This is a genomic window from Promicromonospora sp. NPDC057138, from assembly GCF_042670845.1.
Taxonomy (GTDB): Bacteria; Actinomycetota; Actinomycetes; order Actinomycetales; family Cellulomonadaceae; genus Promicromonospora.
Genome location: NZ_JBHUUX010000110.1, coordinates 1 through 10,075, shown reverse-complemented (window position 1 = coordinate 10,075; position 10,075 = coordinate 1). Strand labels below are relative to the sequence as shown.

General features: G+C 68.8%; 7 protein-coding genes. All 7 read left to right on the top strand.

What is annotated here, in order from left to right; genetic code table 11:
* The first annotated feature begins 111 nt into the window (after positions 1-111).
* The 7 genes from ACFT2C_RS28340 (at position 112) to ACFT2C_RS28310 (ending at position 10,014) form a co-directional block, all read left to right on the top strand.
* Positions 112-387: an acylphosphatase gene (locus ACFT2C_RS28340; protein WP_377210446.1), complete on the top strand. Its 276-nt coding sequence runs from the start codon at positions 112-114 to the stop codon at positions 385-387.
* Positions 388-617: 230 nt separating this feature from the next.
* Positions 618-1,622: an ABC transporter substrate-binding protein gene (locus ACFT2C_RS28335; protein WP_377210445.1), complete on the top strand. Its 1,005-nt coding sequence runs from the start codon at positions 618-620 to the stop codon at positions 1,620-1,622.
* 111 nt (positions 1,623-1,733) lie between these two features.
* Entirely contained in the window at positions 1,734-3,260 is a 1,527-nt protein-coding gene (locus tag ACFT2C_RS28330) for a sugar ABC transporter ATP-binding protein (protein WP_377210444.1), read from the top strand.
* Positions 3,257-4,324: an ABC transporter permease gene (locus ACFT2C_RS28325; RefSeq protein ID WP_377210443.1), complete on the top strand. Its 1,068-nt coding sequence runs from the start codon at positions 3,257-3,259 to the stop codon at positions 4,322-4,324. The genes ACFT2C_RS28330 and ACFT2C_RS28325 overlap by 4 nt, the downstream gene beginning before the upstream one ends.
* Positions 4,321-5,328, top strand: coding sequence for a galactofuranose ABC transporter, permease protein YjfF (gene yjfF, locus ACFT2C_RS28320; protein ID WP_377210442.1), 1,008 nt, complete (start codon positions 4,321-4,323; stop codon positions 5,326-5,328). Before ACFT2C_RS28325 ends, yjfF begins: the two co-directional genes overlap by 4 nt.
* A gap of 142 nt (positions 5,329-5,470) precedes the next feature.
* Positions 5,471-9,070, top strand: a complete 3,600-nt coding sequence (locus ACFT2C_RS28315) for an alpha-L-arabinofuranosidase C-terminal domain-containing protein (protein ID WP_377210441.1) — start codon at positions 5,471-5,473, stop codon at positions 9,068-9,070.
* A gap of 158 nt (positions 9,071-9,228) precedes the next feature.
* Complete coding sequence (locus tag ACFT2C_RS28310) at positions 9,229-10,014, top strand: GTP pyrophosphokinase family protein (RefSeq protein WP_377210440.1); 786 nt, start codon at positions 9,229-9,231, stop codon at positions 10,012-10,014.
* The last annotated feature ends 61 nt before the right edge of the window (positions 10,015-10,075 follow it).

Sequence of the window (10,075 nt, the reverse complement as noted above, 5' to 3'; positions counted from 1 at the left end):
TGTCCGCTCCGGCTCGGAGGAAATTCCGAGCGGAGCGGACAGGCGCTCTACTTCGCGGACCGTAGCCAGAGGCCGGAGGCGATGCCGGAGTCGTCGGGTGAGGATGGCGGTATGGGTACCTTGGTCGCACGGCGCGTCGTAGTGAGCGGACGGGTGCAGGGCGTCGGCTACCGATACCTCCTCGAGCGGGAAGCCGCGGTCGCGGGCCTGGCGGGCTGGGTGCGCAACACCGCCGAGGGCACGGTCGAGGCTGTCCTCGAAGGGTCGCCCTCGGCGGTCGAGGACGTTCTGCGGTGGATGCGGCACGGCCCGCGCGGCGCCGTCGTCGTCTCGGTCGACGTGACGGACGTTGCGCCGCAGGCCCGCACCGGCTTCACGATCCGGTGACCGGTTCTGTCGTCACCCGGCCGCGTCCGGGACCGCCGGGGCCGCACCCCTATTGGTCGCTTCGTTACCCAAATCCGAATGTTCACCTACTAGGTGAATCTCGACAGACTCGTTACTTGAATGTGACGTGTCCGGCTATCGACACCGGCCATGTGAGCGCTAACATTCGACTCGGGCAACTTCGCCGCACGTAACCCGCACGACGTCGCGCGGGATCTCAAGGAGGAGACATGGCACGCACTACCCTCACCCGCACCGTCCTCGCGGCGGTGGCGGCAACCTCGCTGTTTGCGCTCGGCGCTTGCAGCTCGGACGCAGGCAACGAGCCCGCAGGCGGCGGCGAGACCGCCGCCGCCGATGACGGCGTCATCACCCTCGGTTTCTCGCAGGTGGGAGCCGAGTCCGGGTGGCGAGCCGCGAACACCAAGTCCATCCAGGACACGCTCACCGCCGACAACGGGTTCGACCTCAAGTTCTCCGACGCGCAGCAGAAGCAGGAGAACCAGATCCAGGCCATCCGCACCTACATCACGCAGGGCGTGGACGTCATCGCGTTCTCCCCGGTGGTCGAGACCGGCTGGGACGCCGTGCTCCAGGAGGCCAAGACGGCCGGGATCCCCGTGATCCTCACGGACCGCGCCGTCGACTCGAGCGACGACACCCTCTACGAGTCGTTCATCGGCTCGGACTTCGTGGAGGAGGGCAAGCGCGTCGGCGAGTGGGTCGTCGACCAGTACGACGGTGAGGGCTACAAGGCCGTCGAGCTGCAGGGCACCACGGGCGCAGCCCCCGCGATCGACCGCAAGGAAGGCTTCGAGGCCGCGATCAAGGGCTCCGACATCGACATGATCGACAGCCAGACCGGCAACTTCACGCGCGCCGAGGGCAAGACGGTCATGGAGGGCTTCCTCAACAAGTACGACGACATCGACCTCGTGTTCGCGCACAACGACGACATGGCGCTCGGCGCCATCGAGGCCATCGAGGCCGCGGGCAAGGTGCCGGGCAAGGACATCAAGATCGTCTCGATCGACGGCGTCAAGGACGGCATGCAGGCGCTCGCCGACGGCAAGATCAACTACATCGTCGAGTGCAACCCGCTGCTCGGGCCGGACCTGGCGGACATCGCCAAGAAGGTCATCGCCGGCGACGAGGTCGAGAAGCGCATCGTGACGCAGGACGGCGCGTTCGACCAGGCCGGAGCGAAGGAAGCGCTGCCCTCGCGCGAGTACTGACCCCCTGCCGCCGTACCCCTACCTGGCTGTGGGTGTGATCGTTGCGACTATGCGTCCGTCATAGGCGCAACGATCCCGCCCACAGCCAACGGGCTGAGTTAGAAGGTCGAGATGACCCAGCAATCAGCAGCAGCCGTCGTCGAGATGACCGGCATCAGCGTCGAGTTCCCCCCGGTCAAGGCGCTTGACGGGGTCGATTTCCAGCTGCGCCCCGGCGAGATCCACGCCCTCATGGGCGAGAACGGCGCGGGCAAGTCCACCCTGATCAAGGCCCTCACCGGCATCTACTCGCCGACGGCGGGGACGATCCTGGTCGACGGCGTCGAGCGCCGGTTCACCGGCCCCGCCGACGCCCGGGCGCACGGCATCAGCACCGTGTACCAGGAGGTCAATCTCTGCGAGAACCTCACGGTCGCGGAGAACATCATGCTCGGCGCCGAGCCGCGCCTGCTGGGCGGCCTGAACTGGCGGGCGATGCGCCGCCAGGCGGCGACCCACCTGGAGCGGATGGGCCTGCACATCGACCCGGCGTCGTCCCTCGGGTCGCACTCGCTGGCTGTGCAGCAGCTCGTCGCGATCTGCCGCGCCATGGTGGGGGACTGCAAGGTCCTCATCCTCGACGAGCCCACCTCCAGCCTCGACACCGACGAGGTGGAGCACCTGTTCACCGTCATGCGCGCCCTGCGCGACGACGGCGTGGCCATCCTGTTCGTGAGCCACTTCCTGGACCAGGTCTACGAGGTGTCCGACCGCATGACCGTGCTGCGCAACGGCGGCCTGGTGGGGGAGTTCGTGACCGCGGACCTGCCCGCCGGCAAGCTGGTGCAGCACATGATCGGCCGTTCGATGGAGGTGCTGGAGGCCGCCGAGGAGGTGGTCGAGCACGTCGAGCGGCCCGCCGGCGCCACCCCGCTGCTGCAGGTGGTGGGTCTGGGACGCAAGGGCTCGGTGCAGCCCTTCGACCTCGATCTATACGAGGGCGAGGTGGTCGGCCTGGCCGGCCTGCTCGGCTCCGGTCGCACCGAGCTGGCGCGCCTGCTCACGGGCGCCGACCGGGCCGACGTCGGACAGACCCGCGTGGCCGGGAAGCCGGCCCGCCTGCGGACCCCGCGCGCGGCCATGGGCCACGGCATCGCCTACACGTCCGAGGACCGCAAGGGCGAGGGCGTCGTCGACGGCCTGACCGTCCGGGAGAACATAGTGCTCGCGCTCCAGGCGGAGCGCGGCTGGATGCGTCCGCTGCCGCGCAAGCAGGTGGACGAGCTGGTCGCCAAGTACATCGAGCAGCTCGGGATCCGGCCGGCGAACCCGGAGGCGCTGCTGCGCAACCTCTCCGGCGGCAACCAGCAGAAGGTGCTGCTCGCTCGGTGGCTCGCCACCGCGCCCCAGCTGCTCGTCCTGGACGAGCCGACGCGCGGCATCGACGTCGGCGCCAAGGCGGAGATCCAGAAGCTCGTGGCCGACCTGGCCGCCGACGGCATGTCCGTCGTCTTCATCTCGGCGGAGCTCGAGGAAGTGCTGCGCATATCCCACCGCATCGCCGTGCTGCGGGACCGCCGCAAGGTGGCGGAGATCGACGGAACAGGAGCGACGATGGACCAGGTGGTCGACCTCATCGCCGGAGGTGGTGCAGCGTGAGCAACCTGCTTCGACACCACTTGTTCTGGCCGCTGGCCGCCCTGCTGGCCCTGCTGGTCGCCAACACGGTGGCCCGGCCCGGCTTCCTCGCGATCACCATCCGGGAGGGGCACCTGTTCGGCGCCCCGATCGACATCCTGCGGGCGACGGCGCCCCTGCTGCTGGTCGCGCTCGGCATGACGCTGGTCATCGCCACGCGCGGTATCGACCTCTCGGTCGGCGCGGTGGTCGCGGTCTCGGGGGCGGTGGCGCTGTCCCACATCGCGTCGTCGCCGGACCCCGAGTCGCCCGTCACGGTGCTCACCGCCGTCGGCCTGGCCCTGGTGCTGTGCCTCGTGCTGGGTGTGTGGAACGGGTTCCTGGTCTCCGTGCTCGGGATCCAGCCGATCATCGCCACGCTCATCCTGATGACGGCCGGCCGCGGCGTCGCCATGCTGATCACGGGCGGCATGATCACCACCATCAACAGCGCGCCGTTCAAGGTGCTCGGCTCGGGGTTCTGGCTCGGCCTGCCCACGGCGGCGGTCATCGCGTTCGGTGTGTTCGCCGTGGTCGCGTTCATGGTGCGGCGCACCGCGCTCGGCATGCTCCTGGAGGCGACGGGCATCAACCCGGCCGCCAGCCGCCTGTCCGGCGTCCGCTCCAAGACGCTGACCTGGACCGTGTACGCGGCGTCCGGTCTGTTCGCCGGGCTGGCGGGCCTGCTCATCAGCGCCAACACGATGGCGGCCGACGCCAACAACGCCGGCGTGTTCATCGAGCTCGACGCGATCCTCGCGGTGGTGATCGGCGGGACGGCGCTCTCGGGCGGCAAGTTCAACCTGTCCGGCACGCTGGTCGGCGCGCTCGTCATCGCGACCCTCAGGCGGACCGTGACCGTCCTCGGCATCTCGCCGCTGGTCACGCCCCTGTTCATGGCTCTGGTCGTCATCGCGGTGACGCTGCTGCAGTCGCCCAGGATGCGGGAGCGGCTCATGGCCGCAGCGCGTAAACCGGCCGCCACCACGCCCCCCGAGCCGCAGCCCGCTGCGCGCCCCGACTCCACGGAGGTGAAGGCCCGATGACGACGTCGGCCCCCGCCCAGGTGCCCCGCAAGACCCGCGCGGCGAAGATCCCGATCCGGCTCGACCAGCGCTACCTGCCGGTGGTGGGCACGTTCGTGGTGCTCGCGCTCATGCTGATCGTGGGCGGCACCCGGTACGAGAACTTCCTCACGCCCGCCGTGGTGTCCAACCTGTTCATCAACAACGCGCACCTCATCGTGCTCGCGGTGGGCATGACGTTCGTCATCCTGACCGGCGGCATCGACCTGTCGGTCGGGTCGGTCCTGGCGCTGTCCACGGTGATCACCGCGGCCCTGCTCCAGGCCGGCCTGCCGCCCGCCGTCGTGATCCCGATCGCGGTGGCCGCCGGGACCGTGATCGGCCTGGCGCACGGCGTGATGATCCACTACTTCCAGGTGCAGCCGTTCGTGGCGACGCTCGCGGGCATGTTCTTTGCGCGCGGTCTGTGCTTCCTCATCGCGCCGGAGTCGATAGCCATCGACAACGCGTCGTTCGCCGAGCTGGCCACCTGGGTCCAGATCTTCGGCGAGTGGCGCTTGACCTCCAGCATGCTCATCGCGCTGATCGTGGTGGGGCTCGCCTTCGTGGCGCTGCACCTCACGCGGTTCGGCCGCACGGTGTACGCGATCGGCGGCGGCGAGCAGTCCGCGCTGCTCATGGGCCTGCCCGTGGCCCGCACCAAGGTGCTCGCCTATGTGGTGAGTGGCACGTGCGCCGGTCTCGGCGGCCTGCTGTTCGCGATGTACTCCCGGTCCGGCTACTCGCTGACCGGCGTCGGCATGGAGCTCGACGCGATCGCGGCGGTCGTCATCGGCGGCACGCTGCTCACGGGCGGCACCGGGTTCGTGCTCGGCTCCGTGCTGGGCGTGCTGGTGCTCGGCCTGATCCAGACGATCATCACGTTCGAGGGCACCCTCAGCTCGTGGTGGACCAGGATCGTGATCGGCGTCCTGCTGCTGATCTTCGTGCTGGTCCAGCGAGCCCTGACCCTCCGCCGCACCTAGCCGGACCACGGCCCTGACTCGGCGTACCCGGTGCGCCGAGTCAGGGCCGCAGTACCACGACTGCATGACCCCACCCACAGTGACGTGACGAAGGGATCGACAGGCTATGGTTCTACATCGATATACAAGAGGTGTGCTCGCCATGGGTGCCGCGCTGGCGGTGAGCCTGGCGGGGGCGGTATCGCCCTCGATCGCCGCCCCTGAGGCGACCGCTCCGGCGTCGGCCACCGCGGCGGACCCTTCGACAGGCTCAGGGCAGCGCGCCGACTACGCCGCCTACTTCTTCCCCTACTTCACCGGTGAGTCCACCGCGGACGGCGAGACCATCTCGTTCGCCGTCTCGAACGGGCCGGACCCGCTGGAATGGACCACGCTGAACGGCGGCAAGCCGGTGCTCTCCTCCACGCTCGGCACCAAGGGCCTGCGCGACCCGTTCCTGATCCGTGGCGGCGACGGCACCTACTACCTGCTCGCCACCGACCTGCAGATCTACGGCGGCGGCAACTTCGGCGACGCCCAGGAGACGGGCAGCCGCTCGCTCATGGTCTGGGAGTCGACGGACCTGGTGAACTGGGGCGAGCAGCGCGAGATCGAGCTGGCCCCCGAGAACGCGGGCAACCTGTGGGCACCAGAGGCGTACTGGGACGAGGCGGCCGGCGAGTTCGTCGTCTACTGGGCCTCGGCGCTGTACCCAGCCGACGTCCCGCCCGCGGAGCGCGACATCCGCACGTCGTACCAGCGCATGCTCTACGCGACCACCACGGACTTCGAGACGTTCTCTGAGCCCCAGCCGTGGATCGACGAGCCGCAGGGCGACGGCCTCGGCATGATCGACTCGACGGTCCAGGAGGAGGACGGCGTCTACTACCGCCTCACCAAGGACGAGTCGTACATGGGGATGCGGCAGGAGTCGTCCACCGACCTGCGCCGCACGCAGGGCGTGACCGACGGCGACGGCTGGGACCTCATCGCGGAGCGCATCGGGTTCGGCCAGCCGAACCCCTGGGGCGGCACGTTCACCGGGGGCGAGGGGCCCACACTCTTCCCATCCCTCACCGACGACCGCTGGTTCCTGCTGCAGGACCAGCCGAGCTACCACGGCGGCCAGGGCTACATGCTCTTCGAGTCCGACGACCTGAGCAGCGGCAAGTGGACGTCCAACCTGGACGCGATCCTGCCGGCCAGCCCCCGGCACGGGACGGTCCTGCCGATCACCGCCGAGGAGCGGGCGACTCTGCTGGCGGCGTACCCGCCGGCCGAGACCCCGGTCGAGGAGCACACGCTCGACGTCGACGCCGCGGCGGCCGGCACCGAGATGAGCGACGACCTGTACGGCGTCTTCTACGAGGACATCAACTACGCGGCCGACGGCGGCCTGTACGCCGAGCTGGTCCGCAACCGGTCCTTCGAGTTCGCGGCCACGGACAACCGGAACTTCACCGGCATGACGGGCTGGGACGTCGTGCAGCGGCGCGGGTCGACGGGCACCGCGAGGGTGCAGTCCGAGCGGGGCGAGTGGCTCAACGACGCCAACCGCGCGTACCTGACCGTCGAGGCGGACGGACCCGGCGTCGGCGTGCGCAACGCGAGCTACAACGAGGGCTTCGCCATCGAGAAGGGCAAGAAGTATGACTTCTCGGCCTTCGCGCGCACCGGCCGGGCGCAGCAGCTCCGGGTGAGCCTGGAGTCCCCGGACGGCGCCACGACGTACGCGTCCACCACGGTGTCGGTGAACGGCTCCGACCGGTGGAAGAAGCACACGGCCAAGCTCACCGCGAGCGGCACCGCCAACGACGCCCGGCTCGTGGTCACGGGCGGCGCGGCCGGCACTTTGCGGCTGGACATGGTCTCGCTGTTTCCGCGCGACACGTGGAAGGGCCCGGTCAACGGGCGCTCGCCGCTGCGCGCGGACCTCGCCCAGAAGGTCGCCGACCTGGAACCGTCCTTCCTGCGGTTCCCCGGCGGCTGCGTGACCAACGTCGGCACGTTCGACACGTACCTGGGCTCGGACGGCGCGGACCGCCGTCGGACGTACCAGTGGAAGGAGACCATCGGGCCGGTCGAGGAGCGGCCGACCAACTGGAACTTCTGGGGCTACAACCAGTCCTACGGCCTGGGCTACCTCGAGTACTTCGAGTTCGCCGAGGACCTGGGCGCGACGCCGCTGCCCGTGCTGTCGGTGGGCGCCAACGGCTGCGGCAGCAGCATCCCCGAGATGAAGGACGACGTCCGCATCGACCGCTGGGTGCAGGACACCGTCGACCTGATCGAGTTCGCCAACGGGTCCGTGGACACGGAGTGGGGCGCCAAGCGCGCCGCGCTGGGCCACCCCGAGCCGTTCGGTCTGAAGTACATCGGCCTCGGCAACGAGGAGAACACCCACACGTTCGAGGCGAACTTCCCGCGGTTCCGGGACGCCGTCGAGGCGGCCCACCCCGAGGTCACCGTGATCTCGAACTCCGGCCCGGACGACGCCGGCGCCCGGTTCGACGAGCTGTGGAAGTACAACCGCGAGCAGGGTGTCGACATGATCGACGAGCACTACTACAACGACCCGTCGTGGTTCCTGTCGAACACGGAGCGGTACGACTCCTACGACCGCGCGGGCCCGCACGTGTTCCTCGGCGAGTACGCCTCGCGCGGCAACGCGTGGTCCAACTCGCTGTCGGAGGCCGCATACATGACCGGGATCGAGCGCAACTCCGACGTCGTCGAGCTCGCTTCGTACGCGCCGATGTTCGCCAACGAGGACTACGTCCAGTGGTCCCCGGACATGATGTGGTTCGACAACGACCAGTCGTGGGGCTCGACGTCGTACTACACGCAGCAGATGTTCATGACGAACACCGGCGACCAGGTGGTCCCGTCCACGCACGACGGCCCGGAGGAGACGCCGGCGGACATCTCGGGCGGCGTCTTCCTGTCGACCTGGAACACCCAGGCCGCCTACGACGACGTGAAGGTGACCGACAACCAGTCCGGCGAGGTGCTGTTCTCCGACTCGTTCGACGACGGCGCCGGGTGGGAACCGCAGGCCGGGACCTGGGGCGTGACCAACGGCGAGTACGTGCAGTCGGCGGGCAACGTGACCGACGCCCGCTCGATCATCACGGACGCGTACACGAAGGACTGGGACAACTACACCCTGGAGCTCGACGCGCGGAAGCTGGGCGGCAGCGAGGCGTTCCTCGTCGGGTTCGCCGCAGGCGGCCGGGACGACTTCTACTGGTGGAACCTCGGCGGGTGGAACAACACCCGGCAGGCGCTCCAGCGGGCCGACGGCGGCTCCGCCAACGAGGTGGCGGCCGTGGAGGGCCACTCCATGGAGACGGGCCGGGACTACCACGTGAAGGTCGTGGTCTCCGGGCGCACCATCAAGCTCTACCTCGACGGCGCGCTGCAGATGACCTACACCGAGCCGACCACCGAGTCGCTGTACCAGGTGGTCACGCGGGACGCGGAGACCGGCGAGCTGGTGCTCAAGGTCGTCAACCCGTACGAGTCGGTGGCGCGTACGGCGGTGTCGGTGGACGGGGCCCTGGTGGGTCCGGAGGCGTCGGTGACCCGGATGAGCGGGGCGCCGTCGGCCATGAACACCAAGACCCAGCCCGAACGGATAGTGCCGGTGGAGGAGGAGACGACGCTGGACGTGGCGCCGTCTGACGGCGGCTCGACGTTCACGTACGACTTCCCGGCGCACTCGATCACGTTCCTCCGCCTCTCGGAGGTGGCACCGGACTGATCCCCCGCCAAAGTTCTTGGTTGTGAGCGGGACCGTTGCGCCTATGTGTCCGTTTTAGGCGCAACGGTCACGCTCGCAACCAAGACTGTTCTCGCGCGGGGCGGAGTGGGCCTCGAATTTCGTCCCCACACCATTCCGCCTACCCGTACGGTGGACCCGTGAGCAAGCTGCCCGAGGACGTCCGGGAACACCCGATACCCGATCCTGCCCAGCTCCGAGAACTGGTGGTCGAGCTGCGCCGGCTGGTGCTGACCTACAAGTTCGGGATCGACGAGGTCATGACCAAGGTCTCGATCCTGCGCGACGAGTTCCGGCACATGCAGAACTACAACCCCGTGGAGCACGTGGGGTCTCGCCTCAAGTCGCTCGAGTCGATAGTCGCCAAGTGCCGGCGCAAGGGCATCCCGCTGACGCCGGACGGCGTCCGGGCGCAGATGTTCGACATCGCAGGGGTGCGCATCACCTGCAGCTTCGTCAACGACATCTACCTGGTCCGCGACATGATCCTGAAGCAGTCGGACATGACGCTGCTGGAGGAGCGGGACTACATCAAGCACCCGAAGGCGACCGGGTACAAGTCGCTGCACCTCATCGTGAGGATCCCGGTGTTCCTGTCCGACCGCGTCGAGAACGTCATCGTCGAGATCCAGCTGCGCACCATCGCCATGGATTTCTGGGCCAGCCTCGAGCACAAGATCTACTACAAGTACGACGGCGACGTGCCTCGGCACCTCACCGACTCGCTCAAGCTCGCCGCCGACGTCGCCTGGTCGCTCGACACCTCGATGGAACGCATCCACGACGAGGTCAAGGCCATCTCGGGCGACGAGGAGCCCGTGGCGAGCCGCCACAACCTGCACACCCCCGAGGAGATGCTGCGCGACTTCTGGCGCGCCGCAGAGGCGGACGGCGGCTTCGGCTACGGCTTTGACAGCAAACCCTGACCCCCGGCCGGTGGTCGGTGGTCGGTGGTCGAGCTTGTCGAGACCCGGGTCTCGACAAGCT

Bases quoted from the DNA above. Each gene is read 5' to 3' on its own strand.
- ACFT2C_RS28315 (WP_377210441.1), top strand. From the start codon at position 5,471: ATGGGTGCCGCGCTGGCGGTGAGCCTGGCGGGGGCGGTATCGCCCTCG.
- yjfF (WP_377210442.1), top strand. From the start codon at position 4,321: ATGACGACGTCGGCCCCCGCCCAGGTGCCCCGCAAGACCCGCGCGGCG.
- ACFT2C_RS28335 (WP_377210445.1), top strand. From the start codon at position 618: ATGGCACGCACTACCCTCACCCGCACCGTCCTCGCGGCGGTGGCGGCA.
- ACFT2C_RS28340 (WP_377210446.1), top strand. From the start codon at position 112: ATGGGTACCTTGGTCGCACGGCGCGTCGTAGTGAGCGGACGGGTGCAG.
- ACFT2C_RS28330 (WP_377210444.1), top strand. From the start codon at position 1,734: ATGACCCAGCAATCAGCAGCAGCCGTCGTCGAGATGACCGGCATCAGC.